This window comes from Gordonia sp. SID5947, assembly GCF_009862785.1.
Taxonomy (GTDB): Bacteria; Actinomycetota; Actinomycetes; order Mycobacteriales; family Mycobacteriaceae; genus Gordonia.
In genome coordinates this window covers 1479893-1505426 of sequence record NZ_WWHU01000001.1, presented here as the reverse complement: position 1 = coordinate 1505426, position 25534 = coordinate 1479893, and the positions used below count along the sequence as shown (strand labels likewise).

Below are 25534 nucleotides of genomic sequence, written 5' to 3'. Positions count from 1 at the left end.
CTTTCTCGTACGGCGGTCAGGACAGGGGAGTCGGTACTTCGGTTCGGGCCGACGCAGATCGGGACTCCGGTGTTGACCGGGGAAGCGTCCGCCCGCGGAAGAAGTCGGGATGGGATGCGCGGAGCACGATCATGACGGCCGCACCCAGGAGTAGGAGCCCGAACCCGATGTAGAAGACGAGTCCGATCCCGAAGATGGATGCGCCGCTGCCGTTGTCGGGATTCATGCTTTCGCCGACCGAGATCACGAACACGGCGATCAGGGCTGCGCCGCCGAGGAAGGGGAACAACAACCGGAACACGAAGTTGTGCACACTCGCGAACAGGGTCCGTCGGAAGTACCAGACGCAGGCGAAGGCAGTGATGCCGTAATACCAGCAGATCATGATGCCGAGCGCGGCGATGGTGTCCAGAAGAGTGCGGTCCGACAGTACGGTCACGACGGTGTAGAAGACGCCGGTCACGACGCCTGCCGTGAGTGCCGCGAAAGACGGTGCCAGGAAACGCGGGTGGATCTCGGCGAACTTCTTCGGGAAGGCGCCGTAGGTACCCATGGCAAGCATTGTTCGTGCGACCGGCAGGAACGTCGTCTGCAGGCTGGCGATCGAGGACACCAGGATCGCCAGGAAGAGCAGGATGCCGCCCCACCGGCCGAGGATCGGCTCTGCGAGCGCCCCGAAGACGTTGTCGGCGTTGTCGGGGTTGCCCAGTCCGAGGCCTGCTTCTCCGACGCCGGCGTACATCATCGTCGCGACGGCGATCAGCAGGTAGGTGATCAGGATCGAGATGACGCACAGCAGACCCGATCGACCCGGTGTGCGTTTCGGGTCCTTGCACTCCTCGCCGAGGGTCAGACACGTGTCCCAACCCCAGAAGGCGAAGATCGATCCGGTGAGGCCGACGGCGAATGCGGCCATCGTCAGACCGGTGAACGGGTTGAACCAGTCGAGATCGAAATGGAGGTGAGCCGGCGCCTGGCCGTCACCGACCTTCACGAACGCCACGACGGCGAACGCGATCAGCACGACCATCTGGAACGCCACCAGCACATATTGGATGCGTTCGCTGGTGGTGATCCCGCGCATCGAGACCCAGGTGGCGATGGCGAGGAACAACAGCGTGGTGACGATGTTGACGACCTTGTTGCCGCCCAGATCCCCGAGCCACACCGAGTCGAACAGGCGCCCGAGGATGAGGTAGAAGAACTGGACACCGACGGCTGCGAGATTCGACAGGACGATGATCGTCGCGATCACCATGCCCCAGCCGCACATCCATCCGACATAGGGTCCGAACGCCTTGGTGGACCACGTGAACGACGCACCACAGTCCGGGTTGTCGGAGTTGAGCTCGCGGTAACCGTAGGCGGTGAGGAACATCGGGACGAACCCGGCGATCAGGATGGCCGGCATCTTGAGCCCGACCGCCGCGACTATCAGGCCGATGGACGCGGTGAGCGTGTAACCCGGTGCGACCGTCGAGATGCCGAGAACGGCTCCCGAGATCACCCCGATCTTGTTGGTGGCCAGTCCCTTGGTGGAGATGGGGTCCTGTCCACCACCCGGTGGTGGGGTGTTGGTGGTGGTCAACTCGGCGGTCATGGCGACTCCCCTCAGGCCTCGAGCGCTATGTATTTGGTGTTGAGATACTCGGAGATGCCCTCGGTGCCGCCCTCGCTGCCGAGGCCGGACTGCTTGACCCCGCCGAAGGGAGCCGCGGGATCGGAGATGATGCCCCGGTTGACGCCGACCATGCCGACGTCGAGGGCGGCGGCGACTCGCATCGCGCGGCCGAGGTCGCGGGTGAAGAAGTATCCGGCGAGGCCGTAGGGCGTGTCGTTCGCAGCGGCGATCGCCTGCTCCTCGGTGTCGAAGCCGGTGATCGCGGCGACCGGACCGAAGATCTCCTCGTCGAGGATCGTGGCTCCGGCCGGGATGTCGTCGAGCACCGTCGGCGCGTAGAAGAACCCCTCGCTCGCAAGCGTTTTGCCACCGGTCCGCACGGTGGCGCCGTCGGCCACCGCTTCGTCGACGAGTGCCGCGATCCGGTCGAGCTGCCGCTGGTTGACGATCGGTCCGAGATCGGTCCCGTCCCGCCAGCCCGGGCCGGTGCGCAATGCACTCATCCGTTCGGCCAGAGCTGTGGTGAAACGTTCGCGGACGGAGTGGTGCACCAGGAACCGATTGGCAGCGGTGCACGCCTCGCCGCCGTTGCGCATCTTCGCGGCCATGGCGCCGTCGACCGCGGCGTCGAGATCCGCGTCGTCGAAGACGATGAACGGCGCATTGCCGCCGAGTTCCATCGACGTCCGGAGCACATGATCGGCGGCCTGCCCGAGCAGTGTCCGGCCGACCTGGGTGGAGCCGGTGAACGAGATCTTGCGCAGCCGCCCGTCCGACATCAGGCTGCCGACGACACCGACCGCGTCGCTGGTGGGCAGCACCGACAGGACGCCGGCCGGAAGGCCTGCCTCCGTGAGGATTCGGGCGAGCAACAGCATCGTGAGCGGCGTATCCTCGGCCGGCTTGACGACCACGGTGCAGCCGGCCGCGAGTGCGGGCGCGATCTTGCGGGTACCCATCGCGAGGGGGAAGTTCCAGGGCGTGACCGCCAGCGTGGGCCCGACCGGTTCACGCGTCACCAGGATGCGGCCGTTGCCGGACGGTGCGTCGGCGGTGCGGCCGCCGATGCGGACTGCTTCCTCGGAGAACCAGCGCAGGAACTCGGCGCCGTAGGCGACCTCACCGCGGGCCTCGGCAAGAGGTTTGCCCATCTCGAGCGTCATCAGCAAGGCGAGCTCGTCGGTGCGGTCGATGACCAGTTCCCACGCCCTGCGCAGGATCTCCGACCGTCGTCGTGCCGGCGTGGCCGCCCATTCGTCCTGCGCGGCCACGGCCGAGTCGAGAGCCGCGCGCGCGTCATCGAGGCCCGCGTCGGCGACCCGGGCCAGCACCGCGCCGGTCGCCGGGTTGATGACATCGAACTTGGCGGCATCGTGCGCGGGTGCGGGGCCGCCGTCGATCCAGAGCCCGGTCGGCACGCCGGCGGGGAGGTCTGGCAGGTCGGACATGGTCGCGCTCCTCGGATGGGGTGGAGAGATCTCGGTCGGCATCAGTTGCCCGCGGCGGCACGGATGGCCCCGGCCAGGACATCGAGTCCGTCGGCGAGCAGGTCATCGTCGATGACCAGCGGCGGCAGCAGCCGTATGACGTTGCCGTAGGTGCCGCAGGTCAGGATGATGACTCCGTCGTCGAGGCACCGGGCGGCGACGCTCTTGGCAAGGTCTGCATCAGGCTCCGTGGAGCCGGGTCGCACCAACTCGACGGCGATCATGGCGCCGCGGCCTCGCACGTCGCCGATGACGTCGAGATCGGCGGCCAGGGCCCGCAACCGACGCGTCGCGGTGTCACCGATGGCGCGCGCTCGCGCCGGCAGATCATGCGAGCGCATCGTGTCGAGTGCTGCGAGGGCAGCCGCGCACGCGACCGGGTTGCCCCCGTAGGTGCCGCCGAGGCCACCGGCGTGCACCTTGTCGAGGAGGTCGCTGCGCCCGGTGACAGCGGCCAGGGGCATGCCCCGGCGATGCCCTTGGCCATCGTGATGAGGTCGGGCACGACGCCCTCGTCGTCGCAGGCAAACCATGCGCCGGTGCGGGCGAAGCCGGTCTGCACCTCGTCGGCGATGAAGACGACGCCGTTGTCGCGCGCCCAGTCGGCGAGGGTCGGAAGGAAGCCGGGGGCGGGCACGATGAAGCCACCCTCACCCTGGATCGGCTCGATGATGACGGCTGCGAGCGCGTCGGCACCGATCTGCTTCTCCATCTGCGAGATGGTGCGGCGCGCGGCCTGCTCGCCGGTCAAGCCCTCGGAGTCGCGATACGGGTAACTCATCGGCATCCGGTAGATCTCTGGTGCGAACGGACCGAAATTGTGCTTGTACGGCAGCGTTTTCGCGGTCAGCGCCATGGTCAGGTTGGTCCGGCCGTGGTAAGCGTGATCGAAGGCGACGACTGCGTTGCGTCCGGTTGCGAGGCGGGCGACCTTGATCGCGTTCTCCACGGCTTCGGCGCCGGAATTGAACAGCACCGTCCGCTTCTCGTGGTCGCCGGGCGTGAGCTCCGCGAGTTCTTCGGCGACGCGAACGTAGCCCTCGTACGGGGTCACCATGAAGCACGTGTGGGTGAAGTGGCCGGCTTGTTCCCGGACGGCCTCGACGACGCCGGGGTCGGAGGCGCCGACACTGGTGACGGCGATGCCCGAGCCGAGGTCGATCAGCGAATTGCCGTCGACGTCGACGATCACGCCGCCGTCGGCGTCGGCCGCATAGACCGGCACCGACGACCCGACGCCGGCGGGCACAGCCCGACGCCGCCGTTCGGTGAGCGCCTGCGACCGCGGGCCGGGCAGAGGCGTGATCAGGTGACGCTTCTGCGCGAGGCGGTAGGTGATGTCGGTCATGGTTGCTCCCCACGTGTTGTCTGCATCGCTGCAATCGAGTGTTTCGTCTGGGCGTGTGACGCGACAGCTCCATTTCGGTGAAGGTTGTCGCGGTCGGATCGACATTTCGTCGTATTGACAGGGTCGTGTCGACCGGTGTCGGGTCGTACGGTCAGCCGTCGCCTCTCGGGACCACGACCATCGGCACCGCGAGAACACGCAGCATCTTGGCGGCGGTCGATCCGAGGAAGAGCCGACGCGGCTGGGCCATGCGGCTCGACCCGACCAACATGAGGTCGCCGTCGTGCCAGTCGAGCGAGTCGACCGCCCCCTCGACGGACGCACCCTCGGCCACACACGCGGTCACCGACGTCGCCGGTGGCAGTGCGGCGACGGCCTTGTCGAGAGTTTCCTGCGCATGGGTTGTCGCCAGGCGGGGCCGCTGCGGGTCGTCGGAGTCGTCGAGCCCTACGAGGGAGACGAGCCGTAACGGCAGCTCGCCCTCTGCGCTGATCCGGACCGCGGCGTCGAGTAGCTCGTCGGACCCCGGAAGAGTGCCGATGGCGCAGGTGATCTCGCGAATCCGTTCTGCTGTGCAATGGCGAGCTCCGCGCGGTGCCAGCACCACCGGCACCGACGACGCGTGCAGGAGTTCGTCGACCACCGAGCCGAGCGAATGGCTGCGGGCCAGTCCGCCACCTGATCCGCCGACCACCAGCGCATCGGCGCCGAGTCGATCTGTCTCGTCGAGCAGACCTTGTCCTGCCGAATCGTGCAGCACCACATGGGTGGTGACCTTCACGTCTGCGGGCACCATCTCGACTGCGTCGGCCAGCCATTGCTCGGACTGCTCGATGAGCACCTCGTCGTAGTTCGCGGTCGGCAGCAGGGGAGCGGTCCGGTCGCGGGGCACCACCATGCAGACGTCGAGCTCGGCGTCGAGGGTACGGGCCAGTCGGACCCCCACCGAGATGGCATCGGCACCACCGGTCGTGGCCAGGTAGGCGACGAGCAACCGCATGTCGTGTCTCCATCCGTCGGAAGGTGCCCCGCATCGGTGCGGGAGAAGGGCCGGCAGGCTTGCCCGCCGGCTCTCACTGTGCTCTTGTGCAGAGAGGCGTGCATGCGCCGAAACGTCGGAGATCAGGGGCGGATCATCGACAGAATGGAGTGATGACCGTGGGAGTGCCCGTGCGCTGGCTGCTCGGACGCCGGGAACTCGGCCTGCGCCGGATGGCGGGTGGTGCCGGCGACGACGCCGAGATCACCTTCGTGGTGACCTCGGAACTCGAGCGACCCGGCGAATGGTTGTCCGGTGGCGAGGCCGTGCTCACCACCGGGATCGCGCTACCTCCCGGTCCGGACGACCGGCGGCGCTATGTCGCCGAGCTCGCCGAGTGTGGTGCGGCCGCACTGGGATTCGGCCTCGGGCTGAGGCACGACGACGTGCCGGACGAGTTGATCGAGGCGGCCGACGAGCACGACCTGACACTTTTCGCGGTCCCGTTGCCCACACCGTTCGTGGCAGTCGCCAAGACGGTCACCGATCGACTCGCCGAGTTGCAGTACGAGGCGGTGTTGTTGGCATCGCGAGCTCAGCCACGCATGACGCGGGCCGCTGTCAGCGGTGGCGCTTCGGCAGTGCTGAAGGAACTGTCGGTGGCGTGCGCGGGGGCGGTGGTCCTGCTCGACACCCAGATCCGCGTCGTGGACACCTATCCGGCGGACCTCGACGAGGACGTCGTGGGTTCCGTCGTGGATCTGGTGACGCGCGATGCGTCGAGCGCGGTGAGCAGCGTGTCGTCGGGGCCGTTCGGCATCGTCGTCACGCAGTCGATCCGGGTCGAGAAGCGAGGTCACGGCCACCTCGGTGTGGTCTTCGCGCATGAGCCGCGGCCCACCGACCAAGTCCTGATCGGCCACGCGAACTCGTTGCTGGCGCTCGACTTCGAGAAACCCCGGCGACTCCACGTCCAGCAGAACCGGGTCCATGCCGCGGCATTGCGAATCCTGCTGTCGGGAGAGGCAGACCGCGGGATGGCCCGCGACGTGGTGAACGCGGCGAGTGATCAGCGGGAAGAGATCCGGGTGCTGACCGTTCTCGACCTGCCCGCCGCGTCCGAAACGGTCGTGCGTGCTGTCGACGACGCGCTGGCCGCGGCCACCCGTCCCGTGTTCCTGCTCGAGGACGACGACAGACTGGTGATACTGCTGCGCGGTGGCGACACAGTGGAATTCGCCGACCGCCTTTTCGAGGACGTGGCCCCGGCGAAGCGCCGGGGACTACGTATCGGGCTCAGTTCGGCTCATCGCGTCGACGATCTGCCCACCGCCGTCGAACAGTCCCGGATGGCCGCTGCGTCAGCGGAACGCCGGGGACGGCCGGAGGAATCCACCGCCCTGGCAGGGCGGGCCTTGCTGTCGTTCCCGGAATCACGACGAGTACTCGATGGGCTGGCCGAGATCCTGGTGGCTCCGGTGGTCGATCACGACGCCAGGCACGGCACCGAACTCCTGGCGTCGGTGCGCGCCTACCTCGAGGCGAACGGCCAATGGGAAGCCGCCGCCGCGTCGCTGGGCGTGCACCGGCACACGCTTCGTGGCCGGATCGCACGGGCCGAGGAGATCCTCGGCTGCGACCTCTCGATCGCCAGGGTGCGTGCTGAACTCCTGCTCGCGATCATCGCCCGCGGCTAGGCCACGCGGGCCCTGTCCGTCGTCAGCATCCGAACCTCTGCGGTTGCCACGAGACCACGTGCGCCGGTGATCGGACCGTCGCGGTGCAACCGCGTGAGCGTGTCGGCCAGCCGGGTCACAGCACTCGGATGCCGGTGGGCCCACGCGTCGACCACCGCAGATATCGGTTGGTCGTTCGGTGCGCCCGCCAGGATCTCACGCACCAGCGCGTGCCGGTGATCGCAGAGCTGGTCGGCGACGATCGCCGACGAGATGGCATCCCAATGGTCCTGTGTGACGCGTTCGGTGACCGAACGGTCCGACAACGAAGCGGCGAGGCGATCCAGGTCGAAGCGTTCACCGACGCAGCGCCAGGCCTGCGCAACACGGGCAACCGGGGCCTCCGAGCCGATGGCCCCGTCCGCGATCGCGAGGGACTGCGCCAGCAGGTCGATGGTGCCACCGTCCACGGTGGCGTCGCCGGTCAACGGTGGGAGCGAGGCGTGCAGTTCGCCGACAATCGGTGCGAGCCGGGCGATCTCGTCCGAGAGCGCAGGCGTACCCGGTCCGTCGGGCCCCGACTCTCCGGCAGGGCATCGGCGCAGCGCCCAGCCGGTGGCCTCCTCGATCACCGATTGGAGGGCCGTCAACATCGTCATCCTGACATCGGGAGCGAGGTCGTCGCGATCGACCACCGAACGCCACCACGCCGGGATGTCGAGGGTCTCCGACACCAGGACGTAGGCGCGCACGATGTCGGGGGTCGCCACGCCGAACCGTTCTTCGGCGCGGAAGACGAAGCCCGGCCCGACGTGGTCGATGAGGTCGTTGGCAAGGCTCACGGCGACGATCTCACGCGCCACCCGATGGCCCGACAGATCGCCGAGACGTGCACGAAGACCGGCCGGGAAGTACGCCGCCAGCACCTCGGACATAGCGGGGTCATCGGGCAAGGAGGAAGCCAGCAGATCGTCGCGCACCAGGTTCTTCGACATCGCCAGCAGCACCGCGATCTCCGGTCGCACCAGGCCGCCGCCCTCGCGGATGCGGGCGGCGAGTTGCCCCGCCCCGGGCAGGACCTCAGCGGTGCGGTCGATCCCGACGGTCTGCTCCAAGTTGTCGATCAGTCGTGCGTGGCGGCCGAGCAGGAACGACGAATTGTTCTCCGCCAACGACAGTGCGAGGGTCTGACGATCACAGTCCGCGAGTACATCCGCGGCCACCTCGTCGGTGGCCGCGGCCAGAATGGCATCGCGTTCGTCCGGGGGCACCACGCCCGTGCGGATGGCGTCCTCGAGTGCGATCTTGAGGTTGACCTCCCTGTCGGAGGTGGCGACGCCCGCGGCGTTGTCGATGAAGTCGCCGTTGATCCGCCCACCTGCCAACGCGTACTCCACCCGCGCTCGCTGGGTCAGACCGAGATTGCCACCTTCGCCGATCACATCGGCACGCACCGTCGCCGCGTCCACGCGCAGCGCGTCATTCGCGGTGTCGGCCGCCTCGGTGTGCGACTCCGTCGACGATTTCACATAGGTACCGACGCCGCCGTTGAAGAGCAGATCGACATCTGCCCGCAAGATGGCGGTGATCAGTTGGTGGGGAGGCAGTTCGGTGGCGTCGACATCGAGTGCGCGCCGGACCGGACCGGAGAGCGGGATCGATTTCGCGGTCCGCGGCCAGACCCCGCCACCCGGTGAGATGGCGGCGCGATCATAGTCGTCCCAGCTGCTCGTCGGCAGATGGAACAGGCGTTGACGTTCGAAGTATGACGATGCGGCGTCGGGGGTCGGGTCGAGGAAGACGTGCCGATGATCGAATGCGGCGATCAGCCTGATGTTCGTCGAGGAGAGCATCCCGTTGCCGAAGACGTCCCCGGACATGTCGCCGATGCCGACAGCGGTGAATTCGTCGGTGTCCACATCGATTCCGACCTCGGACAGGTGTCGCCGGACCGCCGACCATGCACCACGTGCGGTGATACCCATCTTCTTGTGGTCGTAGCCGGCGGACCCGCCGGAAGCGAAAGCATCGCCGAGCCAGAAGCCACGCCGTACCGCGATCTCGTTTGCCAGGTCGGAGAATCGCGCGGTGCCCTTGTCGGCGGCGACGACCAGGTAGGGATCAGGGCCGTCGGTCACCACGGTGTGGTGGGGGTGGACCACTGCACCGTCGACGAGATTGTCGGTGACGTCCAGCATCGCGGCGATGAATTCGGTGTAGGCGCTCCGAACCTGGTCGGGTGTCGGGGCGCCGGCGCGCACCACGAACGCGCCTTTGGCCCCGACGGGGACGATGAGCGAGTTCTTGACGATCTGCGTGCGCATCAGACCCAACACCTCGGTCCGGAAGTCGCTCGGCCGCTCCGAATGGCGTAGTCCACCTCGCGCGATGGCCCCACCGCGGACATGGCTGCCCTCAACGGTGGCCGAGTGGACGAAGAGTTCACGGTGGGGGACCACGGCGGCAGGCAGTTCCAGGTGTGCGGGGTCGGTCTTGAGTACCAGCGCGTCGGTGAGTGGTACACCAGGCCGGAACCAGTTGGTGCGCAACGTGGCCCGCACCACTGAGCGCAGCGCGCGGAACAGTCGATCTTCGTCGAGGGTCGTGGCCGCGGCGATCGACCTGTCGAGTTTCCGCTCCGCGTCGTCGATCGCGCGCTGCCGGTTGTCGCGTCCCGGCTTCAGGCGCGCGGTGAACAGTTCGACGAGTTCGCCTGCCACACAAGGCCGACCGGACAGCATGCTCGCCACCACATCGCCGACGATCGCCAGGCCACACTGAGCCGCGTACCGGGACAGAGCACGGATCAGCACCACTTCGGGCATCCGGAGCCCGGCGGAGGTGACCAGACGCAGAAACCCGTCGACCTCGACGCGATCGGATCGCAGCATCGCGAAGACCTCGGCGATCCGTTGCCCGGCCGCCTCATCCCAGAGCACGGGATGAGTCGTGGCCAGGACCAGGCGGTGTGCCGGTGAATCGTCCTCGGTTGCTTCGATCTCGTGAGACAGCACGGTGAGTCCGAAGTGCCCGAAGGTCTCGACGAGGCCGGTCATGGTCGGCGAGTCGTCCGGCCAGACGAGCCGTGCACGTAACCGCGTCGCGGTGGTTCCCGCCGATTCGAACGTGAGCGATGGATGGACGAGGTCGGGGGACGTGGCCGATGGGGCGGAGATGGTCACCTGAGGACTCCTTTGTCGTCGGCGGGATCTCGACCTACTGTGCCGAGTCGTCCCGGCGGGGACCATCGACGAAATGGTGCACGAACATCCGGTGGCACCACCACTTCGGAGGTTGTCGCGGGTGTGGTGCGGAAGCTTGTCTGTCCCGCGCCTCCGTTCTGGCCTACATTCGCTTGTGTGACCTCCCTCGTCCACGGGTATCTCAGCCACATCACGTCCGCCTGCGTCGCCGATCGCTCCGGAGCGGTGGCCGACTACATTCCCGAACTCGCCCAGGTGTACCCGAGGGATACGGGCTGTCGTTGTGTGTGCACGACGGCCACATCTACTCGTGCGGCGACAGCTCGGTGGAGTTCACCATCCAGTCCGTCTCGAAGCCGCTCACCTACGCGATGGCGCTCGCTCGTCACGGATACGTGCAGGTGGACACCAAGATCGGCGTGGAGCCCTCGGGTGAGGCCTTCAACGAGATCAGCGTCGATGACCGTCTGCGGCCCAAGAACCCGATGATCAACGCGGGCGCCATCCTCACCGCGTCGATGTTGTTGCCACCCGTCCGGGATGTCGCCGCGCGCACGGTCGACGATGTCTTCGAGGACTTGGTGTCCTTCTACTCGGCGTGTGCCGGGCGCCTGCTGTCGCTCGACACCGCGGTCTACCGTTCGGAGGCGGCGACCGGTGCGCGCAACCGCGCCATCGCGTACATGCTCGACAGCTTCGGTGTGGTGGACACCGACCCGGAGGCCGCGCTCGACCTCTATTACCGGCAATGCTCGTTACGGGTGACCACCGACGACCTGGCAGTGATCGGTTGCACGATCGCCAACGGCGGTGTCAACCCCCGGACCGGTCGTCAGGTGCTGAACCAGGAGGTGGCCCAGCGAGTGCTGTCGGTCATGACGACCTGCGGCATGTACGACGGCGCGGGCGACTGGGTGTCGTCGGTCGGATTGCCCGCCAAGAGCGGGGTGGGCGGCGGGATTCTCGCGATCCTGCCCGGCCAGCTGGGAATCGGTGTGTACTCGCCGCGGCTCGACCGGCACGGCAACAGCGTGCGGGGCACCGACACGTGCCGCCATCTGTCGTCGGATCTCGGTCTGCACATGTTCAACCTCACGCGCGAGAGCCGGGTGACCATCCGATCGATCCGTGACCTCGGTGAGTTCGAGGTCAGCGAGGATTGGGGCGACGTCGACCGCCTGTACCTCCGGACGTGTCGCGACCGGGTCCGGATCTACGAACTCCAGGGTGATCTGACCTTCTCGGGCGCGGAGAGCGCGATGCGGCGATTCGAGCGGGACCTCGACGATGTCGACGTCCTGATCGTGGACATCTCCCGGATCGGGATCATCGACCCGGTCGCCCGGACGATGATCCTCAATTTCAAACACACGCTGGACGAACGGGGACTCCGGGCCATGCTGGTCGACCCCGACGGGGTTGTCCGGGCCAGCGTGGAGCGCCATCGCAACGACAACAATCTGCCGGATCTTGCTGCACCGCAATCTCTTCAAGGGTTCGATCCGACGCTTCCGCACGTCCACGGCACCATTGCCGACGCGGTTGTCGACGCGGAAGCGTTCCAGCTGAAGCAGCGGTACTCCGCCTGAGGCGGGTTCGGTGGGGAGTGCGTCGACGCCGGGGCGCGGTCGCTAAGCTGGCCAGCGTGCGTCTGGTTATCGCGAACTGCCAAGTGGACTATGTCGGGCGATTGACAGCACATCTGCCGATGGCGAAACGTCTGCTGCTGATCAAGTCGGACGGGTCGGTCAGCGTGCATGCCGACGACCGCGCCTACAAGCCCCTGAACTGGATGAGTCCGCCCTGCTGGATGACCGAACTCCCGGTTCCCGAAGGCGTCGACGCCGAGGCGTATTGGGTGGTCACCAACAAGGCAGGCGAGGAACTGCGGATCACGATCGCATCGATCGACCACGACTCCGTTCATGAGCTAGGCGTCGACCCGGGCCTGGTGAAGGACGGCGTCGAAGCTCACCTGCAGGAGCTGCTGGCCGAGCACGTCGAGACGCTGGGGACCGGTCATTCCCTGATCCGGCGTGAGTACATGACCGCGATCGGCCCGGTCGATCTGCTGTGCCGCGACTCCGCGGGCGCGACGGTGGCGGTGGAGATCAAGCGCCGTGGGGAGATCGACGGGGTGGAACAGCTCACGCGTTACCTCGAGTTGCTCAATCGCGACCCCATCCTGTCGCCGGTGTCCGGCGTCTTCGCTGCGCAGCAGATCAAACCACAGGCGCGAACGCTGGCCGAAGATCGTGGAATTCGGTGTCTGATACTCGATTACGATGCCCTCCGAGGGGCCGAGAGCACCGAGTTCCGATTGTTCTGAACACTCGTGCGGGCCGTCAGGCCGACGGCGTCAACGCGACCACCGCGATCCTGCGACTGACCTTGTCCTGATAACCCTGGAAGTCGAAGACCTTCTCGTTGAGGGTCCGCCACATCTGCTCTCGTTCGGCGCCGGTGATCTCGGTGCCCCGAACCGGCGTCACCACGTCTCCGATCGCGATCTCCGCCGCGCTGCCGGCCTTGAGGTTCAGCCACCAGCCCGGCTCCCAGTCGCCGCCGCCATTGGAGGCGACGACTATCCAACGATCGTCGTCGGGCATGTAGATCAGGGGAGTGGTGCGTTGCGCCCCGCTCTTGCGGCCGGTCGTGGTCAGCATCAACAGGTCGGCCCCACGGAAGCGTCGTGGACGGATCCGTCCGACCACTGCGTTGGTGGCACGGTTCACCAGTACGAATGCTCGCCTTTTCATGGCGAGATCGTAGTCAGCTCAGCAGCGATCTGCCGGTATTTGTGGCAATGCGGCTACTTGTTGGCCGTCTGGCCGCCCGACACGCTGGATGACTGCGTCGCGGAAGAACCGTTGGTCCCGCCGTTGGGGGCCCCGGGGCGCTTGATCTGCGACTGGCTCGAGAGCGCGCGGTTGAGCAGTTCGAGATCGTCGGAATCGGTGAGCTCGGCGAGATCCTTGTGTCGTTCGGCCAGTTGCTCGGGCACCTTGGCCAACTGCTCGCGCACCCGGTCGAGCTGCTCGACGACCTGTTTGCGTGCCAGATCGGCCTTGTTCGCGAGTTCCCGCGACCGGGCCAGGCGCTCTGTTGCGATCTCTTGGGCGGTGTCCTTCATCCGCTGCGCCTCCTGGCGCGCGCGGTCGCGCTGGGCGGCCAGTTCGGCGTCGTGCCGCTCGCGCTCGGCCTGGCGTGCACGGGTGCTCTGGAGTTCGAGCTCCGCGGCCTCGCCCTTGGCCTTGGTGACGATCCGACGAGCCTCGTCGCGCGCCGCGCTCATCGTCTCCTTGTGCTCGGCCTCCATCGCCGCGGCGCGCTCGGCGATCTGCGCACTCGCTTCCTCGGCTTCCTCGACGGACTGCGCGGTCAGAGCGTCGGCCTTCTCTCGTGCCTGGCGCGCACGCTCGTCGGCCTCGTCGATCAGTTTCTGCGCTTTGTTCTCCGCATCCTCGCGGATGCGGTCTGCGTCGGCCGCCGCGTCGTCGCGCAGGGCGGCGGCTTCCTGCCGAGCGATCGAAGTGGTCTCTGCCGCCTCCGCAGCGGCATCGGCGCGGATCTCCGACGCCTCGTCGGAGGCGAGCTGGAGCATCCGGCCGAGCCGCTCGCTCATACCCTGTGCGGTGGTCGGCGGCACCGAGAGTTTGTCGACCTCGCGTCGCAGCTCCTCGATCTCGTCCCGCGCCTCTTCCAGGTGCGCGGCGAGTTCGTGCGCGTTGGCGGTGGCCGCATCGCGGTCCGCCGAGAGAACGCGTAATTCGGCGTCCATGCGCTGCAGGTGTTCGGCGACCTGCTCGCGGTCGAAGCCGCGCATGACGATCGCGAACGGGAGTTGCCGCGGTGCGGGAGCTGACATGCGGCACAGTCTATCTCAGTGGGAAATGTCAGTGACCTGTGGAATCGGTCGCAGGCTCGACCAGTTCCAGGAGCACGCCACCAGCGTCCTTGGGGTGCACGAAGTTGATCCGCGAGTCGGCGGTGCCACGACGCGGCTCGGGATAGAGGACACGGATTCCGGCGTCGGTCAGGCGGGCGCTCACAGCCTCGACGTCGGTGACCCGCACAGCCAACTGCTGCAGCCCCGGCCCGTTCCGGTCGAGGAACTTCGCGATCGTGGACTCGTCGGTGAGGGGAGCGAGCAACTGGATCACGGCGCCGCCGGACTCGCCTGCGCTGCGCGGACCGACCATCGCCTCGATCACGCCCTGGTCGGTGTTCGTCTCCTGGTGGAGGGTCTCGAATCCGAGGTGTGTCAGGTACCACTCCTTCGCGGCGTCGAGGTCGGGAACCGCGATGCCGACGTGATCGATCGCGACGACGAGGTCCGAGATGAGCTCGGTGGCCGAGACGGTGGCGGGGTCTGTTGCAGAGGTGGTCATGCAACAACGGTAGCGTTGGACGTACAAGCGCACAGAGCGGGCGCTCGGTCTGCCCGCGTTCACCGGAGATCCTGGAGGTCCCATGTCCACGAACACCGAACAGTCGTCGACGGTCATCGTCGCGGGAGCGCGGACGCCGTTCGGCCGCCTGATGGGGTCGTTGAAGGACTTCAGCGGCGTGGACCTGGGCGCGATCGCGATCGAGGGTGCCCTGCAGAAGTCGGGTGTGCCGGCCTCTGAGGTCGATTACGTGATCATGGGGCAGGTGCTGACCGCGGGCGCCGGTCAGATGCCGGCGCGTCAGGCCGCGATCAAGGCAGGTATCGGCTGGGACGTCCCGACCCTGACGATCAACAAGATGTGCCTCTCCGGTATCGATGCGATCGCGATGGCCGACCAGATGATCCGCGCCGGTGAGTTCGACGTGGTGGTCGCCGGAGGCCAGGAATCCATGACGCAGGCCCCGCACCTGCTGCCGGGAAGCCGTGGTGGCTTCAAGTACGGCAACACCGAGCTGGTCGACCACATGGCTTTCGACGGCCTGTGGGATGCCTTCACCGATCAGCCGATGGGGGCGCTGACCGAGGAGGGCAACGACGTGGCGGCCGATGCGGCGTCCGACGTGACCCGCGGTTTCTCGCGCGCCGCGCAGGACGAGTTCGCTGCGCAGAGCCACCAGCGCGCCGCGATCGCGTGGAAGAACGGGGTGTTCACCGACGAGGTGGTGCCCGTGAGCATTCCGCAGCGCAAGGGCGATCCGATCTCCTTTGCCGAGGATGAGGGCGTGCGCGCGGACACGACGGCCGATTCACTGGCCGGTCTGCGCCCTGCGTTCCGCAAGGACGGCACCATCACCGCGGGGAACTCGTCGCAGATCTCCGACGGCGCGGCGGCAGTGATCGTCATGAGCAAGGCCAAGGCGACCGAGCTCGGCGTCACCTGGCTCGCCGAGATCGGTCCGCACGGCGTGGTCGCGGGTCCGGATTCGTCGCTGCAGGCACAGCCCGCCAACGCCATCGAGAAGGCGTGTGCGCGCGCCGGGATCGTGCCCGCCGACCTCGACCTGGTCGAGATCAACGAGGCCTTTGCCGCAGTCGGGCTCGCCTCGACCGCGCAGTTGGGAATCGATCCGTCGATCGTCAACGTCAACGGCGGCGCCATCGCGGTCGGGCACCCGATCGGGACGTCGGGCGCGCGGATCACCCTGCACCTCGCGCTGGAACTACAGCGTCGCGGTGGCGGGGTCGGCGTGGCTGCGCTGTGCGGTGCGGGCGGCCAGGGCGACGCACTGATCGTGCGGGTTCCGAAGAGCTGACCGTCCGCCCGACGAGACTTCTACTACACCTGGTCGTAGAATCTTGTCCGATTCGGCACAATGGAGACCATGTCGCAATTCTTCGATCTCAGCACCCCGGCCAAGCGCTTCCGTCTCGTCGCGGTCCTCGAGGCGATAACCTGGTTGGCGCTGCTCGTCGCGATGTTCTTCAAGTGGGTGCTCGGGCACACCGAAGCGGTTGCGGTCCCGGGCATGGTGCACGGCATCGTCTTCGTTCTCTTCGTCATCGTCTCGCTGATCACGGCAGTCCAGTTGCGCTGGAGTCTCGGGGTGACCGCACTCGCCCTGGTGTCGAGCATTCCGCCGTTCGGCACGCTCGTGTTCGAGTGGTGGGCACAGCGCAACGGCCACCTCGCCGAGCTCTCCGAGCCGGTCGCCGATCAGCTGGCCGCGTGAGTCCGGACCCGGCATGATCGTCGCCTTCAGTCTGACGCCGTCGGGCGGCGATGCGGTCGGCGATGACGGCGGCATGAGCGCAGCCGTCGCGGCAGCGGTGCGAGTCGTTCGTGAGTCGGGTCTGCCGCACCAGACGACTGCGATGTTCACCTACGTCGAGGGCGACTGGGACGAGGTCATGGCGGTGGTCAAACGTGCCACCGACGCCGTCGCCGCGCACGCGCCGCGGGTCGGCCTGGTTCTGAAAGCCGATATCCGGCCTGGGCACACCGACGAGCTGACCGGAAAGGTCGAGCGGGTCGACCGCCATCTCGCGTGACCGAGCCTCGTCGGGGGGTGCAACGCGACGTCGTGGTCGGGAGCGCTGAACGACGGGCGCGCGGGTCGGTCATCGTCGTATTCGCGCTGAACGGATTTCTCGCCGCGATGTGGGTGGCCCATATCCCGGTGATCACCGAACGAACCGGCGTCTCACATGACCAACTCGGCGGTCTCCTCCTGCTCCTCGGGGCGTCGGCGTTTGTCGGCATGCAGATCTGCGGACCGATCATCGATCGGTGGGGCTCGCGTCCGAGCACCGTCGTCGCGGCCCTCGTCCTCTCGCTCGCGATCCTCGCCCCGGTGAGCGCGGTCAACGGCGCAACACTGGCCGCGGCCATGGCCGGCTTCGGATTCGCCAACGGGGCGCTCGACGTCTCGATGAATGCCCAGGCAGTCCAGGTGGAACGCGCGTACGGCCGTCCGATCATGTCGTCGTTTCACGGATTCTTCTCGGTCGGGAGTCTGATCGGGTCCGGCGTGGTGGCGGTGACGCTTTGGCTGGATGTGGGCGTCCTCACCACCGTTGCCGTCGCCGGACTCGTCGGTCTCCTGGTCGCGGCGGTCGCCGCGCCCGGTCTGTTGCCGCGTGCAGTCCACGACCCGGTGCCGGACGTGGCGTCGGCCGAGGTGGCGGGGACGCGGCGCTGGTGGACCGGCGTCGACCTGCGCCGGCTGGTGTTGCTGGCCGCGGTGGCTTTCGCTCTGATGCTGGCTGAGGGCACCGCATACGATTGGAGCGCGCTGCACGTCGTCGAGACATTCGGTACCCCGGAGTCCATCGGCGCGATCGCTTTCGGTGCGTTCAGCGCCGCCATGACGGTGTCCCGATTCGGTGTCGATGCGGTCGCGGCGTCGGTCGGGCCGATCGCGGTGATCCGTTGGGGCGCCCTCATCGGGATGGCCGGCATGCTGCTCGCGGTGCTCGCACCGTCGGCAGGCTGGGCGATTCTCGGGTGGACCGTCTTCGGCGTCGGCCTGGCCGGACTGATACCGCAGATCTTCACCGCGGCCGGGAACCTGACGGCGGCGTCGAGTGGCCGCGCGATCTCCATGGTGGTCGGATGCGGCTATCTGGGCATGCTCGCGGGACCGGCCGTCGTCGGGTTCATCAGCGATCGCAGCACTCTCTCCGTCGGATTGGTCGTCGCCATCGTGGCGCTCGCGTTCGCGGCGGCAGCAGCCGGGGTGGTGCGTGCGCCGACCGGCCACAGCAGCGATCGACCGTCGCGGGGCATGACACACTAGAGGGGTGAGCAGACCAACTAATCGGCAGCAGGCGGCCGCCGCGGCCGCACGGCAACAGGCTGCCGCGGTAGCGATGTCGGGTGCGGTCGACCTGTCGGCCCTCAAGGAACGCGCCGACGCGCAGCGGCAGCAATCGGGTACACCCTCGCCCGCCCCAGCACGTCGGGCCCAGCGCAGGCCGCGCCGGAAGGCGCGCCCGCCGGCGGCACACCTGACGGCTCCGGCGGAGCGGTCATCGACGTCACCGAGGCGACGTTCGAGACCGAGGTGCTCGGTCGGTCCCAGCAACAGTTGGTCCTCGTCGACCTCTGGGCTGAGTGGTGTGGCCCCTGCAAGCAGCTCTCGCCGGTTCTCGAGTCACTGGCGGCGCGTGCGCAGGGTGCCTGGGTTCTCGCCAAGATCGACGTCGATGCCAACCCGCGCATCGCCCAGGCGTTCCGGGTCCAGTCGATACCGATGGTCGTGGCGATCGCCCAGGGCCAACCGGTGGCCGCATTCAACGGTGTGCGATCCGAGGCGGAGATCTCGCAGTGGGTCGGCGAGATCTTCGACCAGCTCGGCGACGCCCTGCCGGGAGCTCCGGCCGGCGAGGCCGAGCCCGAACCCGACGACCCACGCATGGTGGCGGCCGAGGACAAGCTCAACGCCGGGGATTTCGAGTCTGCGCTCGCCGACTATCGGGCGATCGCCGAAGCCGAGCCCGGCAACCTCGAGGCGGCATCCGCGGCGCGGAATCTCGAATTCGTGCTCCGCGCCCAGGCTCACGATCCGTCGATCGTCGACACGGCGGCACCGGCCGACGTCGATGCCCAACTGGCCGCCGCGGATGTCCTGCTGTTGGCACAACGGCCCGAGGACGCCTTCGATCGTATCGTCGGGGTCATCAGGGTGACGTCAGGCGACGAGCGCACACGCGCGCGCACACGGCTGCTCGAATTGTTCGAGCTGTTCGATCCCGCGGAGCCGTTCGTGGTGGCCGCGCGCCGCAAGCTCGCCAGCGCGCTCTTCTGACGTCGCCGAACGGGCGCAGGAATTCTCCGATCGGGCACAGGGATTCGCCGATCGTGGGCACGCCCGCCGCTGAGCACAGTCGGCCGGAGCTGTACCCGTTCGGCGCGAACCTGCGCCCGGTCGGCGTCAGCTCGACGACGCGGCAGGTACCAAGAAGACCGCGGAGTTGGCCGGGAGCATCACTGTCGCCGAGCTCTCGCGGCCGTGCCACCCTGGTCCGTCGGCGACGACCTGCCCGAGATTGCCCTTGCCTGCGCCGCTATAGGCGGTGGAGTCGGTGTTGAGCACCTCGGCCCATGTCCCCGCACGCGGAAGGCCGACGCGGTAGCTCTCCCGGTCCGACCCGGAGAAGTTGAACAGGCAGGCCATCACCGAGCCGTCTGCGCCGTGGCGCAGAAAACTGATGACGTTGTTGGCGGTGTCGTTCGCATCGATCCACGAGTACCCGTCCGGCGTGGCGTCCTGGCTGTAGAGCGCCGGGCTCGCTCGGTAGACGCGGTTGAGATCGGACACCAAAGTCGATATGCCGGAGTGCAATTCGCCTTCCCAGCCCTGGAGCTGGTGCCAGTCGAGGCTCCGGTTGTCGGCCCACTCACCGGTCTGTCCGAACTCCTGCCCCATGAAGAGCAGTTGCTTGCCGGGATGCGACCACATGTAGGCCAACAACACACGGACCCCGCACGCCTTGGTGAACGAGTCGCCGGGCATCCGGCTCCACAGGGTGCCCTTCCCGTGGACGACCTCGTCGTGCGAGATCGGCAGCACGAAGTTCTCGCTCCAGGCGTACATCAACGAGAAGGTGATCTCGTGATGATGGAAGCTGCGGTGGATCTGGTCGCGGGACAGGTATCCGAGCGTGTCGTGCATCCAGCCCATGTTCCATTTGAACGTGAAGCCGAGACCGCCGAGCGTGGTCATCTGGGTCACCCCGGGCCATGCGGTGGACTCCTCGGCGATGGTGACCACGCCGGGAAAGTGTTTGTGCACGGTCGCGTTGGTCTCCTGGAGGAATTGCACGGCCTCCAGGTTCTCGCGGCCGCCGTAGACATTCGGGCGCCATTGTCCGGCCGGACGCGAGTAGTCCAGGTACAGCATCGACGCCACCGCATCGACGCGAAGTCCGTCGATGTGGAACTCCGCGAACCAGTAGAGGGCGTTCGCGACCAGGAAGTTGCGAACCTCGCGTCGACCGAAATCGAAAACCAGCGTGCCCCAGTCCAATTGTTCGCCCCGCATCGGATCGGCGTGCTCGTAGAGAGCGGTGCCGTCGAAGCGGGCCAGGGCCCAGTCGTCCTTCGGGAAGTGGGCAGGTACCCAATCGACGATCACGCCGATGCCCAGCGAATGGAGGTGGTCGACGAGATACCGGAAGTCGTCGGGCGAACCGAAGCGCGCTGTCGGTGCGTAGTAGGAGGTGACCTGATACCCCCACGAACCACCGAACGGGTGTTCGGCGACCGGCAGGAATTCGACGTGGGTGAAACCTTTTTCGACGAGATAGTCGCCGAGTTCGATGGCGAGTTCCCGGTAGGAGAGATCGATTCGCCACGATGCGATGTGCACCTCGTAGACACTCATCGGCTCGTCGACGCGAGATCCCTCGGCGCGCCGTGTGATCCAGTCGTCGTCGGTCCACGAGTACGTGGACTCGCTGACCACCGACACCGTCGACGGGGCCGTATGGGTACGTCGGGCCATCGGGTCGGCCTTGTCGCGGATCACGCCGTCGGCACCGTGGACCCGGAACTTGTAGCGTTCTCCGTCCGAGATGCCGGGGACGAACACCTCCCAGATGCCGCTGCTGCCGATCTGTCGCATCGGCGTCTGCCGCGCGGTCCAGTTGTCGAAATCACCGATGACCGCAACGCCATGCGCATTGGGAGCCCACACCGAGAACGCGGTCCCGCGGACCGCACCGTCGGGGTTGTGTACGAGACCACGCGGGCGCCGAGTACCTCCCACAGTGATTCGTGCCTCCCCTCGGAGAACAGGTGGACGTCGACATCGCCGAGGCTGGGCAGGAATCGGTATCCGTCGGCCACCAGATGGTCATCACCGCCCGGATAGGAAACCCGGTAGCGGTAGTCGATCAGACCCGTGATCGGTACCGCGACGACCCAGAGGTCGTCACTCTGGCGTCGCATCGGATGATCGACCTCGCCGATCACCGCGACGACGGCGGAGGCATCGGGCCGCAGGGTACGCAGGATCGTCCAGCCGTCGTCGGTCTCGTGTGCGCCGAGAAAGGAGTGCGGGTCGGGATGGGTCAGACTGAACAGGCGGCGTAGATCGTGGTCGGAGGCATAGGGTTCAGGGCTCTTGGTCGTCTCGGTCACGGCAACCTCACTGCATCCGGTAGGCGAGTCGTCGGGCGGTGGACGGCGCGAGCGGCGGTAGTGCCAGGATGTGTGCCACGGAACGCCACGGCTCGAGCTGGATGTAATTGGCCTGTCCCCAGTGGAATTCGTGACCGGACACCTCGTCGCGGACGGTGAAACGGTCCTGCCAGTCGTAGCCGAGAGCGGGGAGATCCAGCCAGAGCGTGGATGTCTCGGTGCCGAACGGATTGAGATTGATGACGACGATCACGCGGTCGCCGGACACCGGGTCGAACTTGGAATAGGCGATCAGCGCGGGATTGTCGAGATGGTGAAAGGTGATGTTGCGCAACTGCTGTAGCGCCGGGTGACGACGACGGATCTCGTTGAGTGTGCTGATCCACGGTTCGAGTGATTCACCGTTGCTGGCCGCCGCCTTGTAATCGCGGGGCCGCAACTCGTATTTCTCCGAGTGGAGGTACTCCTCGCTGCCGTCGGCCACGGTGATGTGCTCGTAGAGCTCGTAGCCGCTGTACACACCCCACGTCGGCGCCAGGGTGGCGGCCAGCGCCGCCCTGAGGGCGAACATCCCGGGGCCGCCGTGCTGGAGGCTCGCGTGCAAGATGTCGGGAGTGTTGACGAACAGGTTCGGGCGGGCCTCGTCGGCGTGGGCGGCGATCTCGCGGCCGAACTCCTCGAGTTCCCATTTCGCCGTCTTCCAGGTGAAGTAGGTATAGGACTGGGTGAAACCGATGCGAGCAAGGCCGTACAGCCGAGCCGGACGCGTGAACGCCTCGGCCAGGAACAGGACGTCGGGGTCACGCTTCTTGACCTCGTTGATCAGCCACTCCCAGAAGTTCGGTGGCTTGGTGTGCGGATTGTCGACGCGAAATATCTTGACGCCCAGTCCGACCCACTTCAGAGTCATCTTGAGAACGGCGCGATAGAGTCCGTTGCGATCGTTGTCGAAGTTCAGCGGGTAGATGTCCTGGTACTTCTTCGGAGGATTCTCCGCGTAGGCGATCGTGCCGTCCGGCTGGGTGGTGAACCACTCCGGGTGCTCGGTGGCCCACGGATGGTCGGGCGCACATTGCAGGGCCAGATCGATGGCGACCTCGAGGTCGAGTTCGCGGGCCCGCGCCACGAAGTAGGCGAAATCGTCCTCCGTGCCGAGTGCGGGATTGACCGTGTCGTGCCCGCCCTCCTCGGAGCCGATCGCCCACGGTGAGCCGACGTCGTCCGGACCGGCCACCAGCGTGTTGTTGCGGCCCTTGCGATTGACCTTGCCGATCGGGTGGATAGGCGGGAGATACACGACGTCGAAGCCCATACCGGCGATGCGCGGGAGGTCGTCGACGGCGCTCAGGAAGGTGCCGTGGACCGGGTTCCCCTCGTTGTCCCATCCACCTGTGGAGCGCGGGAAGAATTCGTACCACGAGCCGAAGAGCGCCCGACGACGATCGACCCACACGCGGTAGGACCGCGATTTGGTGACCAGTTCCCGGATGGGGTGCTCGGTGAGCAGTTCGGCGACCTCGTCGGAGATCGCGAGCATCACCCGATTCTCGATACGTCGCCGCCGTGCGCGGAGCAGTCGGATGGCGTCGTCGAGGGTGTCGTGAGCCTCGACCGGTACCACCTCGTGTGCCCTGGTCAGGAGTTGTGCACCGATCTCGAGGTCATTGGCGAGATCGGCGGCGCCCTGGCCCGCGTCAATCTTCTTGACGATGGCCGACCGCCATGTGGAGTACGGGTCACTCCAGGCCTCGATCCGGAACACCCAGTACCCGACGGCGTCGGGGACGAATGCGGCGTTGAACACGTCCGGTTCGCCCGCCGGGTGCATCCGGATGTCGAGGCCGGTCCGCTCCGGACCGTCCACCCGCAACGTGACGCCGAGGGCGTCGTGTCCTTCGCGCCATGCGGTCGCGCTGACCGGGATGAGCTCACCGACAACGGCTTTCGCCGGCTGCTGTCCGGCCGACACCAGGGGTTGGATATCGTCGATCCCCATCCGCCCGATCACCAGCGGCCTCCTCTCGTCAGACCCGCGATCTCTGGCGCACGCTCGGGTGCGGCGACGCCGGCATCGCTGCCGTTCTCAACCGTAGGGGATCGCGGCCAGTCTGCCCAACGCAGAACGCACCAGATCACCGTCGGTCGTACGCCAGAACGGCGGCAACGACGCAAGCAGATACCCACCGTATCCGGCCGTCGCCAGACGGGAGTCCAGAACGGCGACGACACCGCGGTCGTCGGTGGAACGGAGCAGGCGGCCCGCACCCTGGGCGAGGAGCAGCGCGGCGTGATTGGCCGCGACCGTGAGGAATCCGTTCCCGCCACGCGCCTCCACCGCGCGTTGACGTGCGGTGAGGAGCGGATCGTCCGGACGGGGAAACGGGACGCGGTCGATCACCACCAGGCTGCACGACGGCCCGGGCACGTCCACACCCTGCCACAACGAGAGGGTTCCGAACAGGCAGGTCTCCGGGTCGTCGGCGAATTTGCGGACCAGGGCGGATGTGGTGTCCTCGCCCTGACAGAGCACCGGGTGATGGGTGCGTCCCCGGATGGCTTCCGCGGCCTCCCGCGCCGCGCGCATCGAGGAGAAGAGCCCGAGGGTGCGTCCGTCCGCCGCGGCGACGAGACCGGCCAGCTCGTCGAGTGTCGCCTCGGCGATCGCATCGCGGCCCGGTCGCGGTAGGTGGCGCGCGACGTAGAGGATCGCCGCCTTCTGATAGTCGAACGGTGAGCCTGCGTCGAGACCGGTCCAGCGCGGGGGCGCGTCGTCGGAGGGCGCGGTCTTGCCGATCGCCATGGCGTCGATGTCGCCGGTCGGCACCTCGGCCGACGGATCGACACCATCGGTGTCACGGCGGCCCGCCGCCGGTAGACCCCATGTGGCGGCGAGTGCGTCGAAGTTTCCGCCCACCGTCAGCGTGGCCGACGTGAGGATCACCGTCGCCTTGGCGAACAGGGAGGCCCGGAGCAGGCCGCCGACCGACAGTGGCGCGATGCGCAGCACCGCTCGGGTGTCCTGTCCGACCTTGTCGTGCGCCACCCACACGACATCACGTCGTTTCGACTCGTCAGGGGAGTCGAAGGCGCCGAGGAGGCGCACCACGGTGTCGTGGGTGTCCTCGAGCGATGTGAGCGCGGCCGAGCGCGCGGCGGCCGAATCATCGCTCGCGCCGGGCATCCGGACCGGCCCGATCGCAGTGCGCGCCTGCCACAGGCGATCACGCAGCATCGCGAGCGCCTCGGCCATGCCGGAGGGCAACCGGAGCCACTCGCGGGCCGGTGTCTCGGCCAGCAGACCTTCGAGGTTCTCGCCGGCGCCGAGCAGCGCATCGGTGGTCTCATCGTCGATCAGTTTGCCGCATCGCCTCGCGACCAGGGTGATTCCGGCACCGGAGATCTCGGCGGTGGAGACGGAGGTGATGCGGTCCACCAGCTCGTGTGCCTCGTCGATCACCACCACGTCGTGTTCGGGCAGGATGCTCGCCGGGCTCATCGCGTCGATCGCGAGGAGGGCGTGGTTGGTGACGACGACATCGACCTGTCCGGCCGCCCGCCGCGATCGTTCGGCGAAACAGTCGTCCGCGTAGCTGCAGTTGGCGGCGCCGAGACATTCTCGCGCCGTGACACTCACCTGGCGCCACGAGCGGTCGGAGACGCCGGGGGAGAGGTCGTCGCGGTCGCCGGTCTCGGTATCCGACGTCCATTCCCGTAGGCGGGTCACCTCTCTGCCGGTGCGCGACAGTTCGAAGGCGTCGAACAGTTCGGTGGCCGGCTCTTCGGCAGTGCCACTATGGATCTTGTTGAGGCACAGATAATTTCCACGACCCTTGAGGATCGCGAAGGTCGGCTCCCGGTGCAGCGACCCGGCGAGCGCCGGTGCCAGCCGCGGCAGGTCCCGCTCGATGAGCTGACGTTGTAGCGCGATCGTCGCCGTCGAGACCACCACCGTCCGACCGGACTCGACCGCGTGGCGGATCGCCGGGACGAGGTAGGCGAGCGACTTTCCGGTGCCGGTGCCGGCCTGGACGGCGAGATGTTCACCGGTGTCGATGGCGTGCGCGACCGCTGACGCCATCCGAACCTGGCCGTCACGGCGACTGCCGCCCAGAGCGGTGACCGCGGTGTCGAGCAGGGCGGTCACCGAGGGGGTCTGGCTCATCCGATCGGCGCCGTTGCGTCCG

Annotated in this window: 16 protein-coding genes and 3 pseudogenes; 8 read left to right on the top strand and 11 right to left on the bottom strand. The window is 67.4% G+C overall.

Annotation, left to right across the window (positions count from 1 at the left end; genetic code table 11):
• Positions 1 to 16: 16 nt before the first annotated feature.
• The 4 genes and pseudogenes from GTV32_RS06960 to GTV32_RS06945 all read right to left on the bottom strand — a co-directional run bounded on the left by GTV32_RS06960 (position 17) and on the right by GTV32_RS06945 (position 5456).
• Positions 17 to 1600 (bottom strand): APC family permease, encoded by a 1584-nt coding sequence (locus tag GTV32_RS06960; RefSeq protein ID WP_161059507.1) that lies wholly within the window; start codon positions 1598 to 1600, stop codon positions 17 to 19.
• A gap of 11 nt (positions 1601 to 1611) precedes the next feature.
• Positions 1612 to 3069, bottom strand: coding sequence for an NAD-dependent succinate-semialdehyde dehydrogenase (locus GTV32_RS06955; protein ID WP_161059506.1), 1458 nt, complete (start codon positions 3067 to 3069; stop codon positions 1612 to 1614).
• A gap of 41 nt (positions 3070 to 3110) precedes the next feature.
• Positions 3111 to 4456 (bottom strand): annotated as a pseudogene (gene gabT, locus GTV32_RS06950) (4-aminobutyrate--2-oxoglutarate transaminase).
• Positions 4457 to 4607: 151 nt separating this feature from the next.
• Positions 4608 to 5456, bottom strand: a complete 849-nt coding sequence (locus GTV32_RS06945) for a universal stress protein (protein ID WP_161059505.1) — start codon at positions 5454 to 5456, stop codon at positions 4608 to 4610.
• A gap of 152 nt (positions 5457 to 5608) precedes the next feature.
• Between GTV32_RS06945 and GTV32_RS06940 the strand changes: the two genes are divergently transcribed.
• Positions 5609 to 7132 (top strand): PucR family transcriptional regulator, encoded by a 1524-nt coding sequence (locus GTV32_RS06940; protein WP_202421675.1) that lies wholly within the window; start codon positions 5609 to 5611, stop codon positions 7130 to 7132.
• Here GTV32_RS06940 and GTV32_RS06935 read toward each other — a convergent pair.
• Positions 7129 to 10293, bottom strand: coding sequence for an NAD-glutamate dehydrogenase domain-containing protein (locus GTV32_RS06935; protein WP_343287234.1), 3165 nt, complete (start codon positions 10291 to 10293; stop codon positions 7129 to 7131). The genes GTV32_RS06940 and GTV32_RS06935 overlap by 4 nt on opposite strands.
• A 177-nt stretch (positions 10294 to 10470) precedes the next feature.
• Here GTV32_RS06935 and glsA point away from each other — a divergent pair.
• Together glsA and nucS are read left to right on the top strand one after the other, a co-directional pair.
• Positions 10471 to 11903 (top strand): annotated as a pseudogene (gene glsA, locus GTV32_RS06930) (glutaminase A).
• A 56-nt stretch (positions 11904 to 11959) separates the two neighbouring features.
• On the top strand, positions 11960 to 12643 hold the full coding sequence (gene nucS / locus GTV32_RS06925) for an endonuclease NucS (RefSeq protein ID WP_161059503.1): 684 nt from the start codon (positions 11960 to 11962) through the stop codon (positions 12641 to 12643).
• A 16-nt stretch (positions 12644 to 12659) separates the two neighbouring features.
• Here nucS and GTV32_RS06920 read toward each other — a convergent pair whose 3' ends face one another.
• Genes GTV32_RS06920 through mce form a run of 3 tightly spaced genes read right to left on the bottom strand, consistent with a single transcriptional unit; the run spans position 12660 to position 14705 of the window.
• Complete coding sequence (locus tag GTV32_RS06920) at positions 12660 to 13073, bottom strand: nitroreductase/quinone reductase family protein (RefSeq protein WP_161059502.1); 414 nt, start codon at positions 13071 to 13073, stop codon at positions 12660 to 12662.
• A 53-nt stretch (positions 13074 to 13126) separates the two neighbouring features.
• On the bottom strand, positions 13127 to 14182 hold the full coding sequence (locus GTV32_RS06915) for a hypothetical protein (protein ID WP_237421491.1): 1056 nt from the start codon (positions 14180 to 14182) through the stop codon (positions 13127 to 13129).
• 28 nt (positions 14183 to 14210) lie between these two features.
• Positions 14211 to 14705: a methylmalonyl-CoA epimerase gene (mce, locus tag GTV32_RS06910; RefSeq protein ID WP_161059501.1), complete on the bottom strand. Its 495-nt coding sequence runs from the start codon at positions 14703 to 14705 to the stop codon at positions 14211 to 14213.
• An 82-nt stretch (positions 14706 to 14787) separates the two neighbouring features.
• On the opposite strand from mce, the gene GTV32_RS06905 reads away from it, so the two are divergent.
• The 5 genes from GTV32_RS06905 to GTV32_RS06885 all read left to right on the top strand — a co-directional run bounded on the left by GTV32_RS06905 (position 14788) and on the right by GTV32_RS06885 (position 19014).
• Positions 14788 to 16020, top strand: a complete 1233-nt coding sequence (locus tag GTV32_RS06905) for an acetyl-CoA C-acetyltransferase (protein ID WP_161059500.1) — start codon at positions 14788 to 14790, stop codon at positions 16018 to 16020.
• A 60-nt stretch (positions 16021 to 16080) separates the two neighbouring features.
• On the top strand, positions 16081 to 16437 hold the full coding sequence (locus tag GTV32_RS06900) for a DUF3817 domain-containing protein (protein ID WP_161059499.1): 357 nt from the start codon (positions 16081 to 16083) through the stop codon (positions 16435 to 16437).
• A 13-nt stretch (positions 16438 to 16450) separates the two neighbouring features.
• On the top strand, positions 16451 to 16756 hold the full coding sequence (locus tag GTV32_RS06895; RefSeq protein ID WP_161059498.1) for a thiamine-binding protein: 306 nt from the start codon (positions 16451 to 16453) through the stop codon (positions 16754 to 16756).
• Positions 16757 to 16773: 17 nt separating this feature from the next.
• The gene (locus tag GTV32_RS06890; RefSeq protein WP_343287233.1) at positions 16774 to 18003 is read left to right on the top strand and encodes an MFS transporter; all 1230 of its coding nucleotides are present in this window, start codon (positions 16774 to 16776) and stop codon (positions 18001 to 18003) included.
• 267 nt (positions 18004 to 18270) lie between these two features.
• Positions 18271 to 19014, top strand: coding sequence for a tetratricopeptide repeat protein (locus tag GTV32_RS06885; protein ID WP_343287232.1), 744 nt, complete (start codon positions 18271 to 18273; stop codon positions 19012 to 19014).
• 126 nt (positions 19015 to 19140) lie between these two features.
• Here GTV32_RS06885 and glgB read toward each other — a convergent pair.
• The 3 genes and pseudogenes from glgB to GTV32_RS06870 form a co-directional block, all read right to left on the bottom strand.
• A pseudogene (gene glgB, locus GTV32_RS06880) lies at positions 19141 to 21350 on the bottom strand (1,4-alpha-glucan branching protein GlgB).
• A 7-nt stretch (positions 21351 to 21357) separates the two neighbouring features.
• On the bottom strand, positions 21358 to 23358 hold the full coding sequence (locus tag GTV32_RS06875) for a maltotransferase domain-containing protein (RefSeq protein WP_161059496.1): 2001 nt from the start codon (positions 23356 to 23358) through the stop codon (positions 21358 to 21360).
• A 75-nt stretch (positions 23359 to 23433) separates the two neighbouring features.
• Positions 23434 to 25512, bottom strand: coding sequence for an ATP-dependent DNA helicase (locus tag GTV32_RS06870; protein WP_161059495.1), 2079 nt, complete (start codon positions 25510 to 25512; stop codon positions 23434 to 23436).
• Positions 25513 to 25534 lie beyond the last annotated feature (22 nt).